Raw genomic sequence first — 23,736 nt, forward strand, 5'->3', positions numbered from 1 at the left:
ATATAAAAAGGACAGTACTTCCAGTTCCCTTTCATTTCGGCATGGTCCACAGCCATTTTGTACGGCATAAGGGCCACCAAGGACGCGTATAGGTAAACTCCCAGTCGGAATAGCACCCCTCTCTTATGCGTCTATCGCATTGTTCCCGTCTGCGTCCTGCACCTTAAAGAAGTAAAAATGCATGCCCCCATCTGGCCCAGCATTTGGCGGAACATGGGCTTCATGGGTTTCAAAAACAGGAAGCATCGGGACATACCTCAACGTTCCCCAAGGGCCGATGCACGGTCGCATCTTCATCGGTAAGAAAAATCGGCAAAAATACGTATCGCATATTACTTATATACAAATACTTACATCTACCCCATTTATCCAATGACAAAAGTCATAAACGAGATGGATTTTGGACTATAGTTTTATCGAATAATTTAATAAAAACAGCAATATGACAATGATTAAAACCATGTACAGGGCCGTCTATGGTATGACGTTCTTCTTATTGATACTGTCGAATACCGTTCGCGCCCAAGAGTTCAATTTAGTAAACAAATCGTCCACTATGACCGTTCTGGGAACTTCCAGTTTACACGATTGGGAAATAGATGCCGAAGAGCAAAGCGGAAAAATCGTATTTAATGATTTGGAGGCCGCCGAGTTAGGGCAATGCCAAGTACAGGTAGTAGCCGAAAGTTTAAAAAGCGGCAAGTCTTCTATGGACAAAAACACCTATAAGGCTTTAAATACCAAAAAGTACAAGCGTATTTATTTCGAATTGGCCGAGGTAAAGGAAAGCACCCGAAAAGGCGATGGAAGCTATGCCGTTAGCGCAATGGGCGACTTGACCATTTCAGGGGTCAAAAAAAGGATACCCTTACAATTTTCCCTGCAAATCGACGGCGATAAAATAACGCTTACCGGAGAAAAGTCGCTCAAGATGACCGATTTTAAGGTAGAGCCGCCAACCGCCTTGTTGGGAACCATTACCACAGGTGATGAAGTAACCATAAAATTTACCACCGTATTTCAATAACAACAAATAAAAACAATTATTAAAAAGAGTAGACTATGAGAGCAATTTTTAAAAACGCAATATTGTTTGGAACCGCTTTGGTCGGGGTCGGTCTATCGGCCCAGAACAGGCAAATCGACAACTATCGGCAACCGGACAAAAGAGGTGTAAATGTGTTTGAAAGCCCAAAGGACACCATAACCACCTTTGAGAACGTAAAAGTAAAGATCGGCGGATCTTTTGCCCTTCAATACCAGGCCTTGGACAATGAAAACTCGGGTGTTCTGCCCTTGGCGGAGGTTGGTAGCAATTTTAACCTCGCAACCGCTAACCTAGACTTGGACGTAGCCCTTTACGATGGGGTAAACATGCACCTAAGAACCTATTTGTCTTCTAGACACCACCACGAACCTTATGTAAAAGGAGGCTATTTTCAAATAGACAAGCTCGATTTTATCAGCGAAGGCTTCTTAGGGGATTTTATGGACCATGCAACGATTAAGATCGGGCATATGGAGAACAATTATGGCGATGCCCATTTTAGAAGAAGCGACAACGCCCAGGCGATTTACAACCCCTTTGTCGGAAACTTGATCATGGATTCGTTCACTACCGAAGTTGGTGCTGAACTGTACTATAGGACCGATAGCGGATTCTTGGGAATGATCGGGTTCACCAACGGTAAATTGAACCAAAGCGTCACCAAATCGAACGGGTCTACCGGCGGTGCCGCCCTATTGGCCAAGTTGGGTTACGACAAACAAATTTCCGACGACCTAAGGTTTCGGTTAACCGGATCCTTGTACAACACCGGGTACGCCCCCAACGTATACCTCTATTCTGCCGATAGGGCCGGATCTCGATATTACGACATTATGCAAGATGCTACGGCCACTGGCGACAACTTTAGATCCGGACGGTTCGACCCCGGTTTTACCAACCAGATTACTGCCGTTATGATCAACCCATTTGTAAAATATGGCGGTCTGGAATTTTTTGGAACGGTAGAGGTCACTTCTGGAAAAGGATTGAGCGAAGCCGATAGAAGAAATGCCGAACAATACGCTGGTGAACTTATCTACAGGTTCGGCAAAAGCGAGAACCTCTTTATAGGTGGCCGCTATAATACGGTCAGCGCAGAATTGGCCAGCGGCGACGATATAAATATCAATAGATTTCAACTAGGTGCGGGTTGGTTTATGACCAAGAACGTTCTTTTAAAAGCCGAATATGTAAACCAAAAATACAAGGATTACCCGGTAGGAGACCTTCTTGAAGACGGTCAGTTCGACGGACCTATACTTGAAGCCGTCATTAGTTTCTAATTAAAAAGGTAAAAATAGCAGGTCTCATTGTGTACCATTTTCTTTATAGTTAAGAACCTACTTTGAGACTTGCTATGTTTATTATAACCTCAGATGATTTAGTATTATGATATTAAAAAAGGTAAGGCTGTTTTTTTTCGTTATGGCCATAATGGCCTTTACTACAGGTGCGACCATCCGACGTACCTTTGTAGCCATTACTCCCGATAGCTCCTTGTACATTAAGGGAACTACCAATGTAAACACCTTTTCTTGCCGGTTCGACGTGGAGAATATTAATAACCCGGTGCATGTGGACTATTATAAGGAAGGCAATAGGATAAAGTTCGACGAAACCGCCCTGGTTTTGAACGTCGATTGTTTTGATTGTGGCGGAAGAGGAATTAACAGGGATTTGCGTGACATTTTAAAATCAGAAGAGCAACCCCATATATTTTTGTTTTTAAAAGAGATCAAGCCTATAGAAAGCACAGCTGCCTATAAGGTGGTGTTGGATATAGAAATTGCAGGGGAGACCAATACCTACGAAGTTCCAGTGGAGGTAGAAAAAGATAATAAGCTCTTAATAAAAGGGGACTTGAATATAAGTTTGCCCGATCACAATATAGCGGCACCGAGCAAGTTGTTCGGACTCATTAACATACATGAAAATGTTGAAATCTCTTTTAAATTGGGGGTTAAAGAGATTCGCAATTAGAAAATGTGCCCGCACCGACGGTACAAAAAGTACAATGGTAATTTGGTCTACACGCCACCTAACGTCACAGACTTCTTTCTGTTCGTTATTCCTTAAGTAAGTCCCCATGAAAAGGACAGTACTTCCAGTTTCCTTTCATTTCGGCATGGTCTACCGGGCATTTTTTGCTCGGCATCAAGGTTACCAAGGGTAGCTCATATTTAAACTCCTTATCGGAGTGTTTTATGGTAAAACTACCCTCTTTGTATTCATCTATGGCCGTCTTCCCGTTTTCGTCCTGCACCTTAAAGAAGAAAAAATGCATGCCCTCCCCCATCTGGCCCAGCATTTGGCGGAACATGGGCTTCATGGGTTCCAAAAAGCCCGAAGCCTCGGGACTTACCTCATCGTCATCTAAGGGCAAGTAGACCTCCCCTTGTTCGTCTATAAGGGAAATCGATTGGCGCAAAGTGGCCTCGTCGGTGAACAATGCCGTGCCATTGGTATGGATATCTACATCGAGACCACATACCAAGACGTAATCGTCGAAGGCCGAAACGATTTGGTCTACCGTTTCACCGGATATTTGAGGATTGCCCTCCGTAGCGATTTTCCAATAGCCTGTGGGGATCCAAAAGGCGAGGGACATATGGTTGTTTTCCTTGTGCCATATTTGGATCTCCCTGATATAATCGGTAAGGTTTACTTTTTGTGGCGCTTGCCCAAAAGAGGTTGCGGTAGATAGTAAGACAAACAATAAGAATAGGCGTCTCATAAAGTACGGTATGGTTTATTAGTGTTTTTTGCCAAGGTAAATAAAATTGATAAGGTGCCAGCAGAAAAATGGTTGCACGGTTGGCTTTTTGCCTTATAAGGGAAAATGAAATGGACTTGTCGAGAGGGAAGAGGGATTATTTCAAACGATTGTTCTGTCTACATTAAATTTGATTCGTATTTAACTTTGCTACTACCGAGTAGTTTTAAAAATTTCTTGGATTCTCCCTCTAGCTGCCGCAAGCGTCACCCTTCTTCCGATATAGCATTATTGGAACGAAAAATCGATTACCAAAACTTCCACCAAGGTTTTGAACTGCCTTTGGACTCCGTGTTTTCCTTTGCAGGGGCCTTGGTGTTGGTCGGTTTTTCCGATGTATCGGAAAATTCGGGAGGAAAGGTTTTTGTGCCTTCAATATAATGGTAAATGGCCGTTCCAAAACCCTCTTCAGGGGCGATGTTCGCACTTTGTTGGATAATGAAGGCCGTGGCAATGGCAGCCGATTGGGCCATTTGTTCGTAGCTTAAATCATTATTTTTCATGATTTCCAAGGCCGGGTCCTGAACCTTGGCAATGGCATCCACAAAATTGCTTTCGGCCCGTTTTCGGTTGCTGCCCGACATCTTGTTATTGTCAATCTGTACTCCATATTTTTGCAGTACGGCGTGGGTAATTTGAACAAGCTGGGGACCTTTGGTATTGGCCTCTTCGGATAACATGGCAGAACCCGGTTTTGCATCCGCTACATTAAAACCAAAGGACCGGAACAAAAAACTGCCGGCCAGTCTCGCAGTGCTCGAAATAGCTTCCGTAGCATCCATTTCCTTTGATCCCTTTCCGATTACCGAGACCACCATCTCAACGATGTCGTCAACGGCCTTGTTTTGTTTTTTTGTGATTTCCATGGATCGTACTTTTTTCAATGGCTCCCAACAACTAAACCTAGATATAGCCATTGACGCTACCTTGTTTATACCCATAAAAGTAAGAATTTCGCAAATACCTAGCCCGACTAGCCCAGGCGTTGCCTGTGTCGATATATTGTACTTTGTCCGGCAGGGGTATGGGTTCCACATTCTGCCGGATTGCCTCCCTTCGGCTTCGAGAGGGCATCCTCCGCCCATCTTTTAATTTACCCCGCTAATTTACAGTGATTTAACATCCATACCTTACAGATTTACGTAAGGTTTTTAAGAAATTTTTCAATAGGGCTTCCGTAGAAAGGGGGCGAAAAATTAACAAAGTCTTTACACCCTACCTTCCTGTGCTTTCTATAAAATAAGTTATTTTTCGCCCTAAAAAGCTTCGCCCAAGCTAGTGCTTGCGGTGACCCTACCCTTAAAAAAATCGCTATGAAAAGCTCTACTTCCCTCTGTCTCTTACTTCTTTCCCTAGTACTCGGTTCTTGTTCCTCGACAAAAAAAACGGCGGACAATCCGCTCTTTGGCTCCGTTTGGGAACTGGAATACCTATCAGGCCCGCGCATTGCTTTTTCGGGACTCTACCCAAATCGCAAGCCCTTCATCCGATTTGACCAAGAGAAGTCCCATGTGGTAGGCAACAACAGCTGCAATGGATATTCGGCCGATTTTACCCTTGACGGCAAACAAATTTCCTTTGGCGAGCCCGGCCCTACCACCATGATGTTCTGCGGCCAAGGGGAAGGCTTCTTTGTCAATACCATGAAGAAAATCAACGCCTACCACATCGATGCCGATGGCAAATTGGAACTGTTGATGGACGAGGTGCCCATGATGCGTTTTAAGCCCAAGGAAGACGCCTCGGCCACCGACCAACGTTAATCCTCCCACCCACCACGACGTACGAAAACGGGCCCTGGCGGTACGCCGTTCCCCTTATCGCACCCCAAACTTCCACTTTCGCACGTTCGATTTGATCTTAACAAAACATTATTGCGACCTTCTAACAGGAAGATTTACTTTTGCCCTTTGTAACCCCTTACGGCTTATAAAACGACCTTATGTCAATCAGCTCCCCTAATCCCTAGCTTAGAGAAAGGCTGTTCGGTCATTGTTGCCCCTTATGTTACTGGGGACTAACCATAGCCCTAACAAGAACGAAAAAACACAAAGTCAAAATCATGAAAAAAATCATTCCCGTCCTCCTTGCCCTGATCACCGTTCACGTGGCCCATGCGCAAGCGGAAAAACTCGAATGGCTCGATATCGAATTGGCCAATTACGAGTATCCCTTTCCCGTGTCCTCCCTGAGCATCAGCAATCAGGAGCAACAACTGAAAATGGCCTATATGGACGTAAAGCCCGAGAACTACAACGGTAAGAACATTGTATTGCTCCACGGTAAAAACTTTAACGGCGCCTATTGGAAGACCACCATCGAGGCCTTGACCAAGGAAGGTTTTAGGGTCATTGCCCCCGACCAGATCGGTTTCGGAAAATCATCTAAACCGGCCCATTTTCACTATACCTTTCAGCAACTGGCCCAAAACACCAAAAGCCTTTTAGATACATTGGGAGTCTCCCAAACGGCCGTTTTGGGACATTCCATGGGAGGCATGATCGCCGTCCGCTTCGCCTTGATGTATCCGGAAACCACCGAAAAACTGATTTTGGAAAACCCTATCGGTTTAGAGGACTGGAAACTTAAGGTACCTTACAAACCTGTGGAATGGTGGTATCAAAACGAATTGAAAAAGAGTTATGAGGGCATACGTAAGTATCAACTTGAAAGCTATTACGACAAGCAATGGAAGCCCGAGTACGATCAATGGGTAAACCTTTTGGCGGGATGGACGTTAAATTCCGATTACGAACGCATCGCTTGGAACGCGGCCCTTACCTACGATATGATCTTTACCCAGCCCGTGGTCTATGAGTTTGAAAACATCAAGGCCAAGACCTTACTGATCATCGGTACCCGAGACCGTACGGCCTTAGGAAAACCTTTGGTTACGGAGAAGGTGAGAAAGACTATGGGACTCTATAACCAACTGGGCAAAAAGACCCAAGAGCGCATACCGGATGCGGAGTTGGTAGAGTTGGCGAATATCGGCCACCTGCCCCATATTGAGAGTTTTGACCGCTATATCGCGCCCCTGACCTCCTTTCTAAAGGAGTAAGGCCGAGTGCCAAAAATCGAAGACTTGTTTAAAGAAAAGAACTAAGACGGGGGGCATACCCCCTGATACGGAAATAGAGGCTACATCCTTTTGCTGGTGGTGGCCTCTTCTTCTTTATAGACCTTTTTTACGATTTCGTACAGGTCCGGAATTACGGTCTTGGCTATGGGCGAGTTATTGTTCAAGAGTACACAGATGCCCAAATCCGATTCCGGATACACGGCAATCTCGTTTCTGTAGTTATTGACGCTTCCACCATGGTGCCAGATCGTTTTTTCTACATTGGCCTGCCCTTCGGTAAACTTATGGATTCTCCATCCAAAGCCGTAATAAGAACGGGTGTGGCCCGGCCATCGCTGATAATATTTTCTATGTCCTGAAATCTCGATAAAGGGATTAAAGGCTTCCCTTATGGCCGAACTATCCATAACATCAGGGTTGTGTCCCAATAAAAAACGCATCCACCTTCCCATATCGTGGGCATTGGAACTGATTCCCCCTGCAGCTACGGCATTGTAGTAATTGTCCCTTAAGTGGGCAGCCCTCCAACCGTTCCGAGCTTTTACGTGCGGCATGGCAATATTGGCCTCATGCGTCAGGGTCTCGAAATCGGTAGTCGTGGTACACATTTCCAAGGGCTTAAAAAAGCGATCGTCTAAAAGGGTGTTTATCTTTTTGCCCGTAGCCTTCTTCATCATTTCCCCACAAAGGGCGAACATGGCGTTTTGATAGCTGTACATGATTCCCGGCTTGCTAATGGGCATTACCTCCTTAAAACGCTTGGCTATATCCTTTAGGGGAAGACCGGCTTCCACTAGATTCGTATAACTGTGATAGGGCGTGCCCGAAGTGTGCGATAGAATATTGGCCAAGGTGATGCTTTTGGTATTGGAGCCATCACCCAATTGAAATTCGGGAAGGTAATCGCTTACCCGATCCGTCCAATTCAATTTTCCCTCGTGCTTTATGTTGGCGGCCAACATGCCGGCAAAACCTTTTGATAATGAACCCAACCTAAAAACCGTCTCCCCGTTTACGGGACTGTTATCCGTACTTTTCTTTGTTCCAAAACCGTCGGATATCACTATGGAATCGCCCGTAACGATGCTCACCCCTGCCCCGACGACATCGCCATTGGCAATGGCCTTCTTGAAATAGGCATTCAGGGCGGCCTGTAATTTCTTTTGTCGGGAAGCGTAAAGAAGGACTTCCTTATCGATTTTAGGGTCTTTTTCAATTGTCGAGGCCGTTACCGCCTTCTTGGGGGCTTTGGTCGATTCTGCATTGAATGCACGTGAAATAAATACGGATAAAGTGAAGACGACGAACGCAGATGCGATCAAAATTTTATATCTCTGCATTGATAAGCTATTCTTTTGGTAGGTTGAGATGCACGAAAATAGGATGAATTGCTTAAATAACGGATAAAATGCACTTTTTCTTATAAATTTTTCCCGTTTTTATATTGTTTTTAACATTTTGAACAATTATACCCCTTATTCGATACCGTCTCGTACATTTTCACCATATAATCAGTGCCGATGTTCTTACTTTTGTTCCCTTTGCACAGTTCTTCCTTAATTTCATCCTATGAGTTCAAAACTAGAAAGCCTTTCGCTCCGTGAAGCCCAAAAACTGGCCTTGTTATCGCAAGGTTTACCGCCTACCGCCCGTACGGGTCCCGCCCAGGCTACCACGCTTTCCGCCATTGAACGTTTGGGCTATATTCAAATCGATACCATTTCCGTAATCGAAAGGGCACATCACCACACCCTGTACAACCGAAACCCGAACTATAAAGCTTCCCATATACATAAGTTGATAGCCGACAAGAAAGTTTTTGAATACTGGTCGCACGCCGCCTCGTATTTGCCCATGTCCGATTATCGCTTCAGCCTTCCGCGCAAACACGCTATTGCCACGGGCCAAATGAAACATTGGTTTAAACGCGACCTCAAGCTTATGAATGCCGTCAAGGAACGCATAAAGGACGAAGGCCCGTTAATGGCCAGGGATTTTGATAAAAAGGGAAGTAAACTGGGCGAATGGAAAACCGCACCCACCAAACAGGCCCTTGAAAATTTGTTTATACAGGGCGACCTGATGATCTGTAACCGTATTAATTTCCATAAGGTATACGACCTTACCGAAAGGGTGCTTCCCGACTCCGTGAACACCACGGCCCCGACCCAAGCGGAATACGGAAAGTTTTTGGTGAAAAAATACTTGCGTGCCAATGGGCCGGGCAAACTTTCAGAAATGACCTACCTGCTCAAAAACGTAAAACCCCTAGTCTCAAAGGCGCTTGACCATATGCTGGCCGAGGGTGAAGTATTGCCTATCAAAGTTTCCGGAAATCCCTATTACCTTTTACCCGAATCCCTTGAACTATTAAACCGGCCCTTGCGAAAGAAAGCCAAGATTTTATCGCCTTTTGACAATCTCCTCATACAACGAAAACGAACACAGGAACTCTTTGGTTTCGATTATCTTTTGGAGTGTTATGTTCCGCAACACAAGCGCCAACACGGTTATTTTACCCTGCCTATTTTATGGGACGGAAAACTTGTGGCCCGTATGGACAGTAAGGCGGACAGAAAAACGGGAATTTTGCACATCCATCGATTGAGCCTAGAACCAAGCTTAACGAAATTGGACGCATTTTCGGCCGCCCTTGGGAAGGAACTCAAGGCCTTTGTTCGGTTCAATGGCTGTAAGGGGCTCTACCTGCACACCACCGTTCCCGCAAATTACAAACCACAGTTCTTCAATATCAACCCCGATTTGGTCGTTTAAATAAAACATGCGACATTTAGTCTGATACAACATAAACACTTAGTGCCATGAAGCCAAGAATAAGTATGATTTCTTTAGGAGTGAAAAATTTAGAAGCTTCGATCCGCTTTTACAAAGAAGGTATGGGCCTCCCCCTATTCGAATCCCCTCCGGGTGTGGCCTTTTTCGATTTGAACGGAACCTGGCTCGGGCTCACCGAGAAGGAACACTTGGCAAAAGATGTGGGTATTGCTCCCGAAGGAAGTGGTTTTTCAGGTATGACCCTCGCCCATAACGTCTCTAGCGAAGAAGAGGTGATTTCGGTATTGAACGAAGCCATACATGCCGGGGCCATTTTGGTGAAGCCACCGCAAAAGGCCGATTGGGGCGGTTTTCACGGCTATTTCAAAGACCTTGACGGATATCTATGGGAAGTGGCCCACAATCCCTTCGTCTGGATGGGTCCCGAAGATTAACGCCCCCATACCTGGTATACGGCCGAAAAAGCATAGTTTTGCCGCCTTTTAATTGTCCAAACAAAGAAGGAGATGATCGAAATACAGAACGTAAAATTCAACAACGAGACCAGGCCCGATTCGGGTTTTGAGCTGCTTAAGTTGGAAGTACTTTTTGCACGAAATATAGAGCAAGATATTACTTCGCCCCATAAGGTGGAATTTTACCAAATTATGATCATTACCGAAGGAGATTCAAAGCATACCATTGATTTCACCGATTATCCCTATGGTAAAAACACCATTTTTACCATACGCAAAGACCAAATACACCGCTTCTTTAAAAGCCCGGGGACCAAAGGATTTATATTAATTTTTACCGAAGACTTTTTGGCCAGCCTCTTAAGTCAAAAAGAAGTTGCCCGCTCACACGAACTCTTCAACGAGTTTTTGACTACGCCCTGCATCAATACCAGCGATACCGATTTTGCGGGTATCCATGACCTCGTTAAGGAAATAGAGGTGGAATACAACGAGAATTACGACGAGTTTTCTAGCGGCATTATCAGGAACCTACTCCATATCTTGATCTTTAAACTCTTCCGCGTCAAGCTGAAGCAAGGCGTCAGTTTTACCCAGCATAAATACGTAAGCGATTTTATCGCCTTTCAACAGTTGGTGGAAAAACGCTGTTTTGAAACCAAAAAGACCTTGGACTATGCCAGTTTAATGGGCTGTACCCCAAAAACCCTAAACAATATATGCAAGACGATCGTAGGTAAATCGGCCAAGGCGATCATAGATGACATTCTTGTCACCCAAATCAAACGTTTGTTGATCAACACCTCCATGTCCATTACCGAAATTGCCTATACTTCCGGTTTTGACGAACCTACCAATATGTATAAGTATTTTAAAAAAAATACCGAGACCACCCCCGAAGTTTTCCGCCAACTCCACTCCTAGCCTGCTTTCCGTTTTTTACAGTATAACTTCATTTTTATATAGTCCCTCCCACAAAGCGCCGAACTACTTTTGTCCTATAAATTTTAATACATCCATCAAAACCTATAGGAGATGAAAATAGCAGTAACCGGTGCCACCGGAAAATTAGGCAGACTTGTGGTTGAAAAACTAAAGGAAAGAACCGCTGAAGCCAACATTGTCGCATTGGCCAGAACCCCACAAAAAGGACAGGACCTAGGGGTTGAAGTACGCGCATTCGACTATGGAAACCTTGCACAAATGACGGAATCCCTGGCAGGGATCGATACGCTTTTGTTGATTTCAGGAAGCGAGTTGGGGCAACGTTTGGCCCAGCACGCCAATGTAATAAACGCGGCAAAAAACGCAGGGGTAAAAGCCATGGCCTATACCAGTCTTTTACATGTCGATACATCTAGTTCCCCCTTGGTTCCCGAACACCTGGGCACCGAAAAGGCCTTGGCCGAATCGGGAATTCCGTACACCCTTTTGAGAAACGGATGGTATACCGAAAACTATACCGATACCCTGAAAGACGTTATCGCCAAGGGCGCCGTATACGGTAGCGCGGGCGAAGGAGAAATCTCTTCCGCCAGTCGCGAAGACTATGCCGAGGCGGCCGCCATCGTATTGACCACCGAAGGCCACGAAGGAAAAACCTATGAATTGGCCGGTGACAAATCGTTTACCATGACCGATTATGCCCTAGAGCTTTCCAAACAGGCCGGAAAGGCAATTCCCTACGTAAACCTTCCGGAAGCCGAATACGCCAAAGCCTTACAAGAAGCGGGAGTGCCCGCCCCTATTGCGGAGTTCTTGGCCAGTTCCGATGTATCTACCGAAAAAGGCGACCTCTTTGACGAGGGCCATCAACTATCCCTGTTATTGGGCAGGCTTACTACCCCATTATCCAGCTCCATAGCGGCCAGCATAGGGTAAACCCATTGGTTGTTCGTAAAAGGGGGTGCCGTTTGTTTATATACCAAACGGCACCCCCTTTTTCAATTCATATTGTGTACATCGTTTACAAAAGTGGTGTCCCATATTTTTGTCACATCTTTGTAAGTAACACAGAACATTTCATCTTTTCACCCCTTAACAGTTCAAGTCATGAGCGATTCAGAATACAAGCTTCCGCAAAACACAAGTATCGGACACATACATTTAAAAGTAGCCGACCTGCAACGCGCCCTTGATTTTTACCACGGCCTGCTCGGCTTTGAGATTACCACCTTATACGGAAAAGAAGCGGCATTTATTTCCGCTGGCGGATACCATCACCATATCGGCCTAAATACATGGCAAAGTAAAAATGGACCTCGACCTCCAAAAAACAGTACCGGTTTGTTTCATACGGCCATTCTCTACCCCACGAGAAAAGATCTCGCGCAAATACTGGCCCGCTTGAGAGATGCAGGCTATCCGTTGACCGGGGCGGCCGACCACGGTGTCTCGGAGGCCATCTATCTAGACGACCCGGATGGAAACGGGGTGGAATTGTATTGGGACAGGCCAAGGGAGCAATGGCCGAAGCAAGCGGACGGTAGCCTCGAAATGTACACCAGACCCCTCGACGTTCAAGGGCTTCTGGCCGAATTAGCATCTTAAATACCCCCTTCTAGCCAGCCCCTATTCCTCTTTAACCTACTAATTTTTAGGGACCAGTAGAAACACGCGCATTACAGCCTTGTGTTTTTTCGTTCCCAACTTCAAACTTTCCCTTTTTTACAGTTGAAAGGCATTTTTTTATCCCGAACAGGGTGGATGCCCAACGTATTTTTGCCCCGAATTTAACACCTATAAACTTAGAAAAATGAAAAGCACATTCTTAACAGCAATTTTTATTTCGGCCTTGAGCCTTTCTTCTTGCAACGGGCAGGATGATGACGTGACCACACCGAAAGTATCGAACAAGGAAAAAGTAATTGAAGTACTCAAATCGATAGAGACAGGCGCACAAGAACCCGCCTCCTACATCAATCCCGAATCATATACACAACACAATTTAGGGGTGGCCGACGGTCTGGCCGGTTTTGGTGAAATTTTACAGGCCTTGCCCCCAAATTCCGCTAAGGTAAATACAATAAGGGCCTTTGAAGATGGCGACTATATATTTACGCATACAGACTACAACTTTTTTGGCCCAAAGATCGGCTTCGATGTGTTTAGGTTCGAAAACGGCTTGATCGTAGAACACTGGGACAACCTACAAGTAACGCCCGAACAGCCCAACCCAAGCGGCCATACCATGATCGATGGCGCCATCGAAATCACCGATCTCGATAAAACCGAAGCGAACAAGACCTTGGTAAGAAACTTTATTACCGATATTTTGATAAACGGCAATATGGATAAAATTGGAAATTATTTTGAAGGCGACCAATACATCCAGCACAATCCGAACATTGCGGACGGCCTATCGGGCCTAGGAAGCGCCTTGGCCGCCATGGCCGAACAAGGGGTTACCATGGAGTTCTCTGTAATACACAAGGTATTGGGGCAAGGTAATTTCGTCCTGAGCATTAGCGAAGGTCATTTTGGAGGGGCACATACCTCTTACTACGATCTGTTTCGGGTAGAGAACGGAAAAATAGCCGAACACTGGGATGTTATCGAAACGATTGCCCCCGAAGCCGATAGAAAGAACACTAACGGTAAGTTTAACTTTCCTAATTAATCCATCATGAAATATCTAATTATAATCATCACCTGTTTCAGCTTGGCAAGTTGGAACCAAAGAGAAGAACCAACGGATCCCTACATTTTGGAAATCACCAGTTTTCAATACAAAGACACGGTCAACCCCGATGATTTTTGGAAGGAAGACGCCAAGATACAGGAGACGTATACCAGCAAGCAACCCGGCTTTATCAGCAGGGAAAGCGCCTATAACGAGGAAGGAAATGAGGTTTTAGTGGTCGTACGATGGAAGTCAGAAACAGACGCCGAAGCTTCTATGAACAAGTTTATGAACGATACATCGGTAGCCCCTTATGCGAAAATGATCGAAGGAAGTACCATGAAGATGATGAGGTACAATGTAAAGTGATGCATAAGTTTGCATTCCGATTGGGAAAAGGCTGCCTTGGGGCGGCCTTTTCCTATTTTTTACCCTAGTCTTCAAATACGAACTCCTCTTTTTGCTTCCGGCAGCTTGACCCAATTCGTCTAAAGCACGTTCCATATTCAACAATGGCTCCTTAGTGAATCGCTTTGTAGGCCAATGAATTTTCCGTAAGAAAGCACACATGCTCTTTCAAAGGCAATAAAACACCTAAAGACATACGTTATCAAGATTAATTCTGTTAGATATAAATCTTTACTGTATTTTAGGAGTTGACATTCGTCCCACATATAAACTAGACCATTGCCCTTGGAGTCTCTGATTGAAGACATTATTTTAAATTATAGTTATACAGTGCTATACGGCCTTACCTTCGGCTACTTTATAGGCTTGTACTTTGGCGTAGGCTCCCTGTTTTTATTCGTTTGCAAGGTGTTGGAGCGCAAAGGCATCCTCAACAAGATAAAATCCATAGCCGTTCCAAAAGACCAAATCGCCTTTGAAATCAAGCACTCCGTAAAATCGATTGTAATTTTTGGGTTTTCCATCATCCCCATCGTTTTTCTTATTCGGAAAGGAGTGATTGAGCTCTTGCCCAATACGTGGTCCAATATATTGATCGGGATCGTAATCCTTTCCCTGTGGAACGAGGTCCACTTTTATTTGGTACACCGGTTAATGCATCAAAAATTTATGATGAGGCATGTGCATTTCATACACCACAAATCTAGGATTCCGACGGTATATTCCGTTTTTAGTTTTCATTGGGTAGAGGCCCTTCTACTTAGCACGGTTCCCGTAACCATTGCCCCCTTCGTCCCTTTTTCGATAATAGCCATATTTATTTATCCGCTGATAAGCATCTTGTTGAATTTTGCGGGACATTGCAACTATCGCTTTGGAAGCGGAAAAGGGAAAGGCTGGAAACTTTTTGGCACCCATCACAACGAACACCATAGCAGGGGCCGACAAAACTACGGATTTGCGTTACACCTTTTAGATAAAATATTTTCAAGACATAACAAATAATATATGAGTGAGGTATATATAACAAGTACAGGTTCCTTTTTACCCAACAAGGCTGTTTCCAATGAGGAAATAGAAGATTACCTAGGCCGGATAAACGGCAGGGATAGCCGCGCAAAAAGCCGTGTACTGAAACAAAACGGAATCAAGACCAGGCATTATGCAATCGATAAAAACCAAGAGAGCACCCACTCCAATGCGCAATTGGCGGTTAGCGCCATTAACGATGCCATACAAAAAAGTGGTCTAAGGAGCAGTGATGTTGAATTGCTATGTACGGGAACGACCCAAGGTGACCTCCCCATACCCGGTTTTGCCAGTATGGTACATGCGGGATTGGACTTTAACAGATGTGAGGTGGCCAATTTTCAAAGTGTATGCGCTAGCGGTATAATGGCCTTAAAAAATGCCTATGCGCAAATAAAAAGCGATGAAAAAGAGAATGCCGTCTGTGTGGGAAGCGAATTGGCCAGTAGATTGTTCAAAGCCTCACGATTTGAAGCCCAAGGCGTAGATGACCTGCCCTTTGACGCCGAGTTCTTAAGGTGGATGCTTTCTGACGGTGCAGGTGCCTTTGTGCTTCAAAACAAGAAAAACAAAAACGGAATTTCCTTAAAAATAGATTGGATCGACTTAAAATCACATGCCAACGAATTTCCCGTTTGTATGTATACCGGGAAGACGGACAACAAAAATGAAACGGAAAAAACATGGTTGGACTACCCGAGTTACGAAGAAGCTTCAAAGGCCGGTGCCATTAACTTAAAACAAGACACCAGGTTATTGGACAAAGTAATAAAAACCGGAGTTGCCCACTACTTTGAACTTATCGACCAAGGAAAAATAAACCGGAAGGAAATCGATTGGCTATGCTGCCACTATTCTTCGGAAATGTTCAAAGCCCCCATTAAAGAGCTCATGCTCAAGGGAGGGGGCGAAATCGCCGATAAGAAATGGTTCAGCAACCTTACGTCTAAGGGAAATACAGGCTCGGCCTCCATTTTTATCATGTTGGACGAATTGATGCACTCCGGAAAGTTGGTACCCGGAAACAAAATCCTGTGTATGGTACCTGAAAGCGGCCGATTTATCACCTCATTTATGCAACTCACCGTAGTAGGCGACAACAATACCGCCACTAAACGGTATCCCTTGCGAAAAATTGAATCCCCTGAATTGGTTATTAACAAGAGTGAGACTTCCGAATGGTTGATCAGGAACCTTACGCAAGTATGGATAGATTTCGAGACGGCCTTACTTAAAGTGCCCATCGTCGAGAAAATACACGATGGCACCCTTAGCATGTCGGATTACAAACTTTTATTGACCGATCTCAGACAACAGGTAATCGATGGCTCCCAATGGATATCAAGGGCGGCATCAAATATCGACATCCATCTTTTTGACCTACGGTCGGCCTTTATAAAACACACCGCTACCGAACATAAAGATTATCAAATGCTGGAGCGAAACTATGTGGCCTTGGGAGAAGACCTGGAAGCAATCCAGAAAGCGGAAAAGAATATCGGTACCGTGGCCCTAACCTCCTTTATGTTTCAACAGGCCAGTAAGCCCAACCCGGTCGATTTACTGGGATCTATGTTTATCATTGAGGGTATTGGCAAGCGTTTAGCGGGATATTGGGGCGAAATGATTAAAGATCAATTAAATTTGAAAGACAATCAGGTCTCCTTTTTCACCTATCACGGAGTGGCCGACGAAAACCATTTCCACAACTTGGAAGAAGCATTGAACCATCCGGAAATGAATATGGAGGTAGCCGAAAAAATAGTAAAGACCGCAAAGATTACAGGTAAATTGTACACCATGCAGTTAAACGAATTAGGTAATTATTAAATTGAGGATATGATAGACGAAAACTTAGATATATCAAAGCATGACGAAAGGGACCCCAACCCTTGGTTGGCTCTGTTTTTAGACGAAAGTATTCCTATAAACCAAACTACAAAGTTGGCCTTAATGCGGGACAATGCTTCCAAATCGGCAAGATACCTACTGCCCATTATACACCTCTGGTCGAAGGTGACCATGTTCTTTATCCACATTTTCAAGTTCTTCTTTCCCAACCTTATAAATTCATCGAAAGTATTGCACCGAATTTTGGCATGGGGACTCAAAAACTTCGTTAGCCCAGATGCCAATTTGCTCGTTTTTCGGCATTTTCATATCGGAACCGAGATCTTACAATTTATAGCGGCGAACACTCCCGAAGCGGAAATCGTGGGAAATCCTTTAAAACCAAAGGACTTTGAAGATGTCAAGGATGACCTGTTTTTACAGCACGACTTGAACCTGTACAATTTTGTGATCCAATTGAACAATCAGTTGAAACAGAAGGGCACCAAAATCCAACCTCCTGAAAAGATAAATTTGGACATGATTACCGAGGATCAATTTGACCATATCGAATTTCCGAAAAAATGGACCAATTTTCTCGATCTTAGGTCGGCCATAGAGTTGTTTACCCCCTATTACCAATTGTTTTTAACCTCCAACGACTTTATACGGGCATCCAATTCATTGCAATTAGACGAAACCATAGCCATTTACACTTCGCAAATCATAAACACCCCGGGGCATTTGGGCCTAGTGAACAACAAACACCCCATGGTGCCCGCTACCACATACAGTGTAGCCTATAGATTGGTATTACATGGCCTGGCGGCCGAAACCCTGCACGAAGTCTTGGTAAAAATGAAACTCAATAAAAACCGTGACGGTATCGTAACCCCCATGGCCTAGACTTGACCTTTAACGGCAAGGGGCCCAAGGCAACCTTTATACAAAACCTAATCTTCCAATAAGAACTCGCCCTTGGTTTCCGCGGCGTAAAGTCCCCAATCACGTATCCCGTGGAGAATGGGCACCAAACTTTGTCCGAATTCGGTCAAGGCATATACTACTTTTAACGGTGGCTTCTTCGAGAAGACCTTCCGCGTCACCAAACCATCGGCTTCCAATTGCTTTAACTGCAGACTTAGGGTACGTTCCGTAATTCCCTCTATTTCCTTTCGTAATTCATTATAGCGCTTCTTGTCGTCCGCCAAATGGATCAGTATAACACTCTTCCATTTTCCACCGATCAACTCCATTGCCGCACTGGTCGGACAGGAAGAAATCTTTCCGTTGATCTTAATCTTCGGTTTTTTTTCAAACAACTCTTTTCTATCCATATATCAATTTATTTAAAAACCTATCCCTAGATAGTACTACATATATAACAATACAAATTTACGTAACTATACTTTAGTATACAACTATAATTTTGATAGTAAAAATTTTACACCTCAAACAACTGATTACAAGTGTTTTAAAAAATATTTTACATACTATCAATCTTGACCGTTATTGCACACAAAAGTCACTATACATACTTTTGCTACTATAATTTTGATAGTGTAAAAAAATAAAATAAAATGAACATCACAGAAATTTTGAACAATCGTTACTCCGTAAAAGAATTCGATGCCACTAAAAAAATCTCAGATTCAGACTTTGAACAAGTAAAGGCTTTATTGCGTTTGAGTCCTTCAAGTGTAAACCTACAGCCTTGGCATTTTCTGATTGCCGACACCCAAGAAGGTAAAGAACGAATTGCAAAAGGCACGCAAGGCTTTTTTCGGTTCAACACCCCCAAGGTTTTGGACGCATCGCATGTTATCGTCGTTGCCGCAAGAACGGATGCAGACAAAGCCTATATGAGCAGCATTTTGGAACAAGAAGATAAAGATGGCCGATTTGCCGCCCAGGAATTTAAAGATCAAATGCATGGCGGACGTATGTTATTTGCCGACATACACAAGTACGACCTCAAAGACCTTCCGCATTGGATGGAAAAACAAGTGTACCTGAATATGGGGTCTCTATTGTTAGGGGTTGCCGCCTTGGGTATAGACGCCGTACCCATGGAAGGTATAGATGTAAAAGCTTTGGACGAGGAGTTTGGTTTACGTGAAAAAGGATACACAGCCTTGGCCGTGGTTTCCTTGGGCTACAGAAAAGATACCGATTTTAACTCGAAATTACCCAAATCAAGATTTCCCGAAGAAACTATAATCACCCAGCTATAATCCTCTTAAAAAAGGTAGAAATCATGAAAAAATTCTTAAAAATAGGAGCAGGAATCGTCTTGGCGTTGATGGCAGTCGGTGTCCTTATATTTTTCTTTTTCCCAAAAGTACTTGTCGACCAAACCAACGCAAGTTATGCCAGGGCGGCAAAACTTGAAAAGAAAACCGTGGCTGTAAATGGCTATATCGTAAATTTTTACGAAAGCAAGGCCGGTGAAGACAAGCCTTATTTTGTACTTCTTCACGGTATGGGAGACGACAAGAGCAGTTTTTTGCAAACTGCCCAATTTTTATCGGAAGACTACCATTTGATTCTTCCCGATCTGGCCGGTCACGGTGAAAACGAAAGAAAGGCGGGACTAAATTATTCCATAGACGGCCAAGCCACTTTTGTAAAGTCCTTTTTAGAGCAAATCGGCGTACACAGGTTTTATCTCATTGGAAACTCAATGGGAGGCCATACCGCCGCCGCTTACGCCATAAAATACCCTAAGGACGTAGCCAAACTGATCCTTCTAAATGCCGCTGGCATTACCTTAGACGACCATGTGGTCTATGGCGGATTTGGCAAGGAAATAGAAAACAAAGAAGAACTTAATGCCGTGCTTCAACGCGTTTTTTATAAGGTACCTGAACTTCCCGGACCCATAGCGGATTATATGATCGAGCAGATCAACAATAGCAAGGATTTTGTCGACGACACGCTGATTCCCGCTATAAAGAACGGAACCTATTTCAACTTAAAAGATGAGGTAGCTTCCATAAAGGCTCCCACCTTGGTGCTATGGGGAAAACACGACAAGGTGGTGAGTTTTAACGTAGCGGAATATTACCGCGACCATATTCCCAACGCCAAATTGGAGCTTATTCCAAACGCTTCACACTCCCCTCAATTGGAAGTTCCCGAAACCGTAGCCACAAGTATCAACCGATTTATTCAATAAAGATGGAAGTATCAAAACTAACGACAAGAGACCAACATTTGGCAAAGGTTCAGTTGTACCGATGGTATCAATTGTATGAACGCCCCATGAATGACCAGCGTATTAACAACCAACTAGAAATGTTGGACGAAAACATTACTATGATCAATGCCTCAGGAGAATTTAAAGGGACCAAAGACTATCCTAAAAGACTTAAGGTGTATGACGGCTGGCAAAATGCCCACCATATTAAATCTATCGAGGTTTCACTATTGGAAGACAATTCTATCGGGTTGGAAGCCGATTTGCACTACCAAAACATCAAGCCCAATGGAGAAAAGCAAAGTTATGCCCTGCATTACAATGATATTAGGTTAGAAAAATTTGTTAGCGACCTACCCAAATTCACACGAGTGGAAATCGTACCCGTAGGGCCTACCGATGAAGATTTTGAAGATGCCTACCCTACGAACCGAACCAAGTCACTCATGCATTTTTGGTTGGCCCACATGGAAAGCCTAGACGGAAATGTAAGTCCTTTTAAAGAATTGTTAGTGGACAATTTCAAGCTTCACTTTTCAACCAACAACGCGCCCATTGTCAATATAGACGATCTTGAAAAGTGGTTGAACGGAACCCCTAAACAATTAAAGGAAAGCAGTCACTTCCCCGAAAATTTTTCCGTGAAGGTAATTTCTGAAAAAGAATACGAAGTCGATGTAGATTTTGTTTGGGAAGGCCTAACGAAAGAAAACCAAAAACTTACTGCTACCACCACACACCATTGGGTCGTACAAGATAATCCCAATGACAGGTTTGCAAAAATAAAAGAGGCGACCATAACCCAAAAAGTACCTCTTGCGCCATTAAAATAAAACTCTAATTCAATATATAAGAACAACTATTATGAAAAGTACTATTGTAAAATTTACGGCAAAACCGGAATATAGGGAAGCGTTTTCCACTACCTTAAAAGAAGTACAGGCCGCCACGAGAAAAGAAGCGGGCAACAAAGAAATCAGCGTGTTTGTTTCTAAAGCAGATGCCAATGTATTCTTTGTTTATGAACGTTGGGCCAATAAAGCGGCCATTACCTCCCACGATAATGAGCCGCACACAAAAAAGCTAATGCAAGTGGGGCAAACCGCCTTAAAGTCTGCTCCGGATTTTTATTTTTTAGGAGATACACCCCCCCTACCCGACCATTCTAAATCGGCTAACCCAGAAGATGAGGTCTTTGTCATTTTCTTCATTTTTAAATTGAAAACGGAATTTAGGCCCGCACTTCTAAAACAGTTTGAAGACCATATTACCCACACTCGAAAAGAGGAAGCAGGAAACATCATTTTTGATTTATATACAGTAGATGATCAGGAATATACACTAGCAGTTTATGAGCATTGGAGAAAAGAATCTGATGTTTGGGACATTCACTTCAACCAAACCTATGCAGTAAAAACAGGCAAACTAATGGAAGAAGCTGTCATTGGTGACTTAAAGCAGTATATGAATTTCGTCACGGAAATCTAAACGAAACGTCAGGTTCAACTAAAAACCACTATCATGAAAACAGCAATAACATTACTTTCCTTGGCAATTTTAGCAAGCTGCGGAAATCAGGACAAAAAAGAAGCAGGTTCAACTACAGAAACGCAAAATCACGAACATCCGCATCCACACAATGTAGATGAAAACGGATTAGCACCCCATACCGAAAATACCATTCATCAATACGCACCCACCGTTGCCTTATTGAACAGTATCTACGAAGGCGACATTACTCCTCGACAAATGGTACAACAAGGCAATATTGGTATTGGCACCGTAAACCATTTGGCCGGTGAACTGGTCGCCGTAGACGGAGTGGTATACACCATTGATGCCGAAGGCGGAATTAAAGAGGCTCCAGAAGATTTAGAGTCGCCTAATATGACGATGATTAATTTTCAACCTAAAAAAACGGTAACCGTTGAAAACATTACTTCATACGAAGAACTAAACAAAGAACTTCAAAAATACTCTACTTCTAAAAACAGTTTTTATGCATATAGAATTAAAGGGGAGTTTGAGTATTTAAAAATGGCATCGGCACATAAGGTAGAAAATGAAGATGTCTCTTTGTTCGAGTATTTAGACACGCGGGTAATGTATACCAGGGAAAACATTAAAGGGACATTAGTAGGCTTATTTACTCCAGATTATTTAGGGAATATTGTCATTCCCGGCATGCACTTTCACTTTTTATCGGAGGATATAAAACTAGGTGGACATTTAGAGGACATAAAGTTCGATAGACTTCAGGTTGAAATTCAAGAAGTAAACCAAGTAAACCTGCAGCTTCCTCAAACCGAAAAATTCAGAAACAAAACGTTGAAGCAAGGTGCCTCACCAAAAGCAACCGCAAAGCAAAACGGTAAATAAATAATCTTATGAAAAGCCAAGTATTACTACTGTTGGCATTGGTTTTGGCATATCTAGTTCCGTGTTTACACAAGACGAAGCCAAAGGCATGCAATTTGCCCAAGGTATCGAAGCTGGAATGACACATATTAACGACCAACCTGTCAACGACAGTGCCTATGCACCCTTTGGAGGCGTTAAAAATTCCGGTTTAGGCAGGTTTAACGGACAATGGGGCATCAAGTCATTTACCGTTGCCCATTGGATCAGCATTCAAAAAGAACCGAGAAAGTATCCGTTTAGGGCAGCGGATTTTCAATAATGACCGTCCCTATATATCACATTCCCGTATGTCTAGGCAGGTATTCCCTCCCACCTTGGCATACGGTTTTTTTGGCTATCTTGTAAATCACATCCCTTCCCTACGGAAGAAAGATGAAAAAAGAAATGCTAACCCACCCGAAAAACAGAATTCAGTTTTGGTTTTTCACTAAGGGAAAATTGTTTTTACATGGATAACCTTATTACCTTTTCCATTACCGTGTTCACCGGCTTTTTTGCCATAATGAACCCGCTGTCGAACATACCCGTCTTTCTATCCTTGGCAGGTGGGGCCGATAGAACCACCCAACGGAACATCAGTAAAAAAGCGACACTTACGGCCTTTGTCATTGTTACGCTCTTCCTCGTTCTCGGGAAATTCATTTTCCTGCTTTTCGGTATTACCATACCTGCTTTTAAGATTACAGGGGGCATTTTGATCTTCGTAGTAGGTTTTGATATGCTCCAGTCTAAAAAATCGAACGTAAAGCACTTAAAGGAAACCCATATCGATGAAGACATTGCCATATCGCCCCTGGCCATTCCAATTTTGGCGGGACCGGGAACCATTGTAACGGGGATGAACTTTGTTTCGAACGCCGGCTACCTTAAGATCGGGATGGTCATAATGATTTTCGGCCTCTTGTGCTGGATGACCTATATCTCGTTTATGCTAAGTGAACTCTTCATCAAAAAAATCGGTCATAACGTAATATCGGTAATCGGGAAAATCATGGGATTGATTATCGCCATCATAGGAACCGACATGATCATACAGGGGATCAAAATATCCTTCACCCTATCTAATTAACCCA

At 43.7% G+C, this 23,736-nt stretch carries 26 protein-coding genes; 22 read left to right on the top strand and 4 right to left on the bottom strand.

Translation table 11 applies throughout. From position 1 onward, the window contains the following. Positions 1–442 precede the first annotated feature (442 nt). The 3 genes from B4Q04_RS10045 (at position 443) to B4Q04_RS10055 (ending at position 3,028) form a co-directional block, all read left to right on the top strand. Entirely contained in the window at positions 443–1,027 is a 585-nt protein-coding gene (locus tag B4Q04_RS10045) for a YceI family protein (protein WP_046287634.1), read from the top strand. A 35-nt stretch (positions 1,028–1,062) separates the two neighbouring features. After that, entirely contained in the window at positions 1,063–2,331 is a 1,269-nt protein-coding gene (locus tag B4Q04_RS10050) for a hypothetical protein (RefSeq protein WP_013995776.1), read from the top strand. A gap of 106 nt (positions 2,332–2,437) precedes the next feature. After that, positions 2,438–3,028, top strand: coding sequence for a YceI family protein (locus B4Q04_RS10055; RefSeq protein ID WP_088696724.1), 591 nt, complete (start codon positions 2,438–2,440; stop codon positions 3,026–3,028). A gap of 85 nt (positions 3,029–3,113) precedes the next feature. On the opposite strand, the gene B4Q04_RS10060 is transcribed toward B4Q04_RS10055, so the two are convergent. Then, a complete protein-coding gene (locus tag B4Q04_RS10060; protein WP_088696725.1) occupies positions 3,114–3,782 on the bottom strand; it encodes a hypothetical protein in 669 nt (222 codons plus the stop codon). A 287-nt stretch (positions 3,783–4,069) separates the two neighbouring features. Then, positions 4,070–4,687: a hypothetical protein gene (locus B4Q04_RS10065; RefSeq protein ID WP_123772355.1), complete on the bottom strand. Its 618-nt coding sequence runs from the start codon at positions 4,685–4,687 to the stop codon at positions 4,070–4,072. Positions 4,688–5,134: 447 nt separating this feature from the next. Here B4Q04_RS10065 and B4Q04_RS10070 point away from each other — a divergent pair, with 447 nt between their 5' ends. Both B4Q04_RS10070 and B4Q04_RS10075 read left to right on the top strand, forming a co-directional pair. Further along, positions 5,135–5,584, top strand: a complete 450-nt coding sequence (locus B4Q04_RS10070) for an META domain-containing protein (protein ID WP_013995781.1) — start codon at positions 5,135–5,137, stop codon at positions 5,582–5,584. A 299-nt stretch (positions 5,585–5,883) separates the two neighbouring features. Continuing rightward, on the top strand, positions 5,884–6,882 hold the full coding sequence (locus B4Q04_RS10075) for an alpha/beta fold hydrolase (RefSeq protein WP_088696727.1): 999 nt from the start codon (positions 5,884–5,886) through the stop codon (positions 6,880–6,882). A gap of 80 nt (positions 6,883–6,962) precedes the next feature. Here the strand turns inward: B4Q04_RS10075 and B4Q04_RS10080 are convergent, their stop codons facing one another. Further along, positions 6,963–8,243 carry a serine hydrolase domain-containing protein gene (locus B4Q04_RS10080; protein WP_088696728.1) on the bottom strand — a complete coding sequence of 427 codons (1,281 nt, stop codon included), beginning with the start codon at positions 8,241–8,243 and terminating at the stop codon, positions 6,963–6,965. A gap of 229 nt (positions 8,244–8,472) precedes the next feature. On the opposite strand from B4Q04_RS10080, the gene B4Q04_RS10085 reads away from it, so the two are divergent. From B4Q04_RS10085 to B4Q04_RS10130, 10 genes are all read left to right on the top strand, one after another. Beyond that, positions 8,473–9,678 carry a winged helix-turn-helix domain-containing protein gene (locus B4Q04_RS10085; protein WP_088696729.1) on the top strand — a complete coding sequence of 402 codons (1,206 nt, stop codon included), beginning with the start codon at positions 8,473–8,475 and terminating at the stop codon, positions 9,676–9,678. A gap of 47 nt (positions 9,679–9,725) precedes the next feature. Beyond that, a complete protein-coding gene (locus B4Q04_RS10090) occupies positions 9,726–10,133 on the top strand; it encodes a VOC family protein (protein WP_088696730.1) in 408 nt (135 codons plus the stop codon). Between the two features lie 72 nt (positions 10,134–10,205). Then, positions 10,206–11,078, top strand: a complete 873-nt coding sequence (locus B4Q04_RS10095; protein ID WP_013995786.1) for an AraC family transcriptional regulator — start codon at positions 10,206–10,208, stop codon at positions 11,076–11,078. Between the two features lie 111 nt (positions 11,079–11,189). Then, positions 11,190–12,035 (top strand): SDR family oxidoreductase, encoded by an 846-nt coding sequence (locus tag B4Q04_RS10100; RefSeq protein WP_088696731.1) that lies wholly within the window; start codon positions 11,190–11,192, stop codon positions 12,033–12,035. Positions 12,036–12,206: 171 nt separating this feature from the next. After that, positions 12,207–12,704 (top strand): VOC family protein, encoded by a 498-nt coding sequence (locus tag B4Q04_RS10105; protein WP_088696732.1) that lies wholly within the window; start codon positions 12,207–12,209, stop codon positions 12,702–12,704. A gap of 205 nt (positions 12,705–12,909) precedes the next feature. Then, positions 12,910–13,773 (top strand): nuclear transport factor 2 family protein, encoded by an 864-nt coding sequence (locus B4Q04_RS10110; protein WP_236631001.1) that lies wholly within the window; start codon positions 12,910–12,912, stop codon positions 13,771–13,773. Positions 13,774–13,779: 6 nt separating this feature from the next. Then, the gene (locus B4Q04_RS10115) at positions 13,780–14,145 is read left to right on the top strand and encodes an antibiotic biosynthesis monooxygenase family protein (RefSeq protein ID WP_013995790.1); all 366 of its coding nucleotides are present in this window, start codon (positions 13,780–13,782) and stop codon (positions 14,143–14,145) included. A gap of 324 nt (positions 14,146–14,469) precedes the next feature. Next, complete coding sequence (locus B4Q04_RS10120) at positions 14,470–15,189, top strand: sterol desaturase family protein (protein WP_084724410.1); 720 nt, start codon at positions 14,470–14,472, stop codon at positions 15,187–15,189. A 3-nt stretch (positions 15,190–15,192) separates the two neighbouring features. Next, positions 15,193–17,043, top strand: a complete 1,851-nt coding sequence (locus B4Q04_RS10125) for a StlD/DarB family beta-ketosynthase (protein WP_013995793.1) — start codon at positions 15,193–15,195, stop codon at positions 17,041–17,043. 9 nt (positions 17,044–17,052) lie between these two features. Next, the gene (locus tag B4Q04_RS10130) at positions 17,053–17,949 is read left to right on the top strand and encodes a DUF6999 family protein (protein WP_013995794.1); all 897 of its coding nucleotides are present in this window, start codon (positions 17,053–17,055) and stop codon (positions 17,947–17,949) included. 47 nt (positions 17,950–17,996) lie between these two features. Here the strand turns inward: B4Q04_RS10130 and B4Q04_RS10135 are convergent, their stop codons facing one another. Continuing rightward, positions 17,997–18,380, bottom strand: coding sequence for a winged helix-turn-helix transcriptional regulator (locus B4Q04_RS10135; RefSeq protein ID WP_013995795.1), 384 nt, complete (start codon positions 18,378–18,380; stop codon positions 17,997–17,999). A gap of 243 nt (positions 18,381–18,623) precedes the next feature. Between B4Q04_RS10135 and nfsB the strand changes: the two genes are divergently transcribed. From nfsB to B4Q04_RS10170, 7 genes are all read left to right on the top strand, one after another. Further along, positions 18,624–19,277, top strand: coding sequence for an oxygen-insensitive NAD(P)H nitroreductase (gene nfsB, locus B4Q04_RS10140; protein ID WP_088696733.1), 654 nt, complete (start codon positions 18,624–18,626; stop codon positions 19,275–19,277). 23 nt (positions 19,278–19,300) lie between these two features. Further along, the gene (locus tag B4Q04_RS10145) at positions 19,301–20,221 is read left to right on the top strand and encodes an alpha/beta fold hydrolase (RefSeq protein ID WP_013995797.1); all 921 of its coding nucleotides are present in this window, start codon (positions 19,301–19,303) and stop codon (positions 20,219–20,221) included. Between the two features lie 2 nt (positions 20,222–20,223). Beyond that, positions 20,224–21,075, top strand: a complete 852-nt coding sequence (locus tag B4Q04_RS10150; RefSeq protein WP_088696734.1) for a hypothetical protein — start codon at positions 20,224–20,226, stop codon at positions 21,073–21,075. Positions 21,076–21,106: 31 nt separating this feature from the next. Beyond that, positions 21,107–21,730, top strand: a complete 624-nt coding sequence (locus tag B4Q04_RS10155; protein WP_088696735.1) for a putative quinol monooxygenase — start codon at positions 21,107–21,109, stop codon at positions 21,728–21,730. Positions 21,731–21,763: 33 nt separating this feature from the next. Next, on the top strand, positions 21,764–22,621 hold the full coding sequence (gene budA / locus B4Q04_RS10160) for an acetolactate decarboxylase (protein ID WP_088696736.1): 858 nt from the start codon (positions 21,764–21,766) through the stop codon (positions 22,619–22,621). 49 nt (positions 22,622–22,670) lie between these two features. Further along, the gene (locus B4Q04_RS10165; protein ID WP_262508232.1) at positions 22,671–22,922 is read left to right on the top strand and encodes an aldehyde dehydrogenase family protein; all 252 of its coding nucleotides are present in this window, start codon (positions 22,671–22,673) and stop codon (positions 22,920–22,922) included. 189 nt (positions 22,923–23,111) lie between these two features. Beyond that, entirely contained in the window at positions 23,112–23,732 is a 621-nt protein-coding gene (locus tag B4Q04_RS10170) for a MarC family protein (protein WP_013995805.1), read from the top strand. Positions 23,733–23,736: the final 4 nt, after the last annotated feature.

The sequence above is a fragment of the Zobellia sp. OII3 genome (genome assembly GCF_002211465.1).
In the GTDB taxonomy this organism is placed as follows: Bacteria; Bacteroidota; Bacteroidia; order Flavobacteriales; family Flavobacteriaceae; genus Zobellia; species Zobellia galactanivorans.

Coding starts and splice junctions, on each gene's coding strand:
- B4Q04_RS10045 (WP_046287634.1), top strand. CDS start 443: ATGACAATGATTAAAACCATGTACAGGGCCGTCTATGGTATGACGTTC.
- B4Q04_RS10050 (WP_013995776.1), top strand. CDS start 1,063: ATGAGAGCAATTTTTAAAAACGCAATATTGTTTGGAACCGCTTTGGTC.
- B4Q04_RS10055 (WP_088696724.1), top strand. CDS start 2,438: ATGATATTAAAAAAGGTAAGGCTGTTTTTTTTCGTTATGGCCATAATG.
- B4Q04_RS10060 (WP_088696725.1), bottom strand. CDS start 3,782: ATGAGACGCCTATTCTTATTGTTTGTCTTACTATCTACCGCAACCTCT.
- B4Q04_RS10065 (WP_123772355.1), bottom strand. CDS start 4,687: ATGGAAATCACAAAAAAACAAAACAAGGCCGTTGACGACATCGTTGAG.
- B4Q04_RS10070 (WP_013995781.1), top strand. CDS start 5,135: ATGAAAAGCTCTACTTCCCTCTGTCTCTTACTTCTTTCCCTAGTACTC.
- B4Q04_RS10075 (WP_088696727.1), top strand. CDS start 5,884: ATGAAAAAAATCATTCCCGTCCTCCTTGCCCTGATCACCGTTCACGTG.
- B4Q04_RS10080 (WP_088696728.1), bottom strand. CDS start 8,243: ATGCAGAGATATAAAATTTTGATCGCATCTGCGTTCGTCGTCTTCACT.
- B4Q04_RS10085 (WP_088696729.1), top strand. CDS start 8,473: ATGAGTTCAAAACTAGAAAGCCTTTCGCTCCGTGAAGCCCAAAAACTG.
- B4Q04_RS10090 (WP_088696730.1), top strand. CDS start 9,726: ATGAAGCCAAGAATAAGTATGATTTCTTTAGGAGTGAAAAATTTAGAA.
- B4Q04_RS10095 (WP_013995786.1), top strand. CDS start 10,206: ATGATCGAAATACAGAACGTAAAATTCAACAACGAGACCAGGCCCGAT.
- B4Q04_RS10100 (WP_088696731.1), top strand. CDS start 11,190: ATGAAAATAGCAGTAACCGGTGCCACCGGAAAATTAGGCAGACTTGTG.
- B4Q04_RS10105 (WP_088696732.1), top strand. CDS start 12,207: ATGAGCGATTCAGAATACAAGCTTCCGCAAAACACAAGTATCGGACAC.
- B4Q04_RS10110 (WP_236631001.1), top strand. CDS start 12,910: ATGAAAAGCACATTCTTAACAGCAATTTTTATTTCGGCCTTGAGCCTT.
- B4Q04_RS10115 (WP_013995790.1), top strand. CDS start 13,780: ATGAAATATCTAATTATAATCATCACCTGTTTCAGCTTGGCAAGTTGG.
- B4Q04_RS10125 (WP_013995793.1), top strand. CDS start 15,193: ATGAGTGAGGTATATATAACAAGTACAGGTTCCTTTTTACCCAACAAG.
- B4Q04_RS10130 (WP_013995794.1), top strand. CDS start 17,053: ATGATAGACGAAAACTTAGATATATCAAAGCATGACGAAAGGGACCCC.
- B4Q04_RS10135 (WP_013995795.1), bottom strand. CDS start 18,380: ATGGATAGAAAAGAGTTGTTTGAAAAAAAACCGAAGATTAAGATCAAC.
- nfsB (WP_088696733.1), top strand. CDS start 18,624: ATGAACATCACAGAAATTTTGAACAATCGTTACTCCGTAAAAGAATTC.
- B4Q04_RS10145 (WP_013995797.1), top strand. CDS start 19,301: ATGAAAAAATTCTTAAAAATAGGAGCAGGAATCGTCTTGGCGTTGATG.
- B4Q04_RS10150 (WP_088696734.1), top strand. CDS start 20,224: ATGGAAGTATCAAAACTAACGACAAGAGACCAACATTTGGCAAAGGTT.
- B4Q04_RS10155 (WP_088696735.1), top strand. CDS start 21,107: ATGAAAAGTACTATTGTAAAATTTACGGCAAAACCGGAATATAGGGAA.
- budA (WP_088696736.1), top strand. CDS start 21,764: ATGAAAACAGCAATAACATTACTTTCCTTGGCAATTTTAGCAAGCTGC.
- B4Q04_RS10170 (WP_013995805.1), top strand. CDS start 23,112: ATGGATAACCTTATTACCTTTTCCATTACCGTGTTCACCGGCTTTTTT.